This is a genomic window from Stappia sp. TSB10P1A (genome assembly GCF_900185725.1).
Taxonomy (GTDB): Bacteria; Pseudomonadota; Alphaproteobacteria; order Rhizobiales; family Stappiaceae; genus Stappia.
Genome location: NZ_FYAU01000023.1, coordinates 1 through 569, shown reverse-complemented (window position 1 = coordinate 569; position 569 = coordinate 1). Strand labels below are relative to the sequence as shown.

Below are 569 nucleotides of genomic sequence, written 5' to 3'. Positions count from 1 at the left end.
GGTGACGGCCGAGAGGATGCGGGGTCGGGCCACTTTCTCGGGGTGACGGCGGTGGGGATGCAAGGCACCGCCTCCGTCTCGGAGGTCATCCCGGCCGCAGGCGAAGCCGGAGAGCCGGGACCCATTGGCACCCTCGGCAAGGGTGGAGTGGCGTCTCCCGTCCGGCATCCCGCCTGCAGCTGACATTCGCTCCACCCTCTCCTTGCGTCCTCCCGGACGAGGCCGAAGGCCGAAGATCCGGGACCGGGGAGCCACGGCGGGGGTGGCGTCGTTCGGGAGTGCCCTCGTGAGGCCCTCGGCTCTCCGATCCCGCATCTTCGCTGCGCTTCGTGCGGGATGACGCGGGGAGAGGTTAGCGAGTTACCGCCGCCGCTCTGGAAGCCAATGGCCCCCGGCTCTGCGCTGCGCGCGGCCGGGGTGACGGCCGTGGGGATGAGGGGCCGTGGACTTGCTTCGGTGACGGCCGAGAGGATGCGAGACCGTGCTTCTTTCTCGGGGTGACGGCCGAGAGGATGCGGGGCTGTGCCTCCGTTTCAGGCTGACGCTCAAGCGTCCGCCCGACCTACTCC

Annotated in this window: 1 protein-coding gene; it reads left to right on the top strand. The window is 70.5% G+C overall.

Going from position 1 to position 569, the window contains the following annotated elements:
• Positions 1 to 183, top strand: a 183-nt coding sequence (locus TSB10P1A_RS23550; RefSeq protein ID WP_208987050.1) for a hypothetical protein, incomplete at its 5' end; no start/stop codon positions are given.
• Positions 184 to 569: the final 386 nt, after the last annotated feature.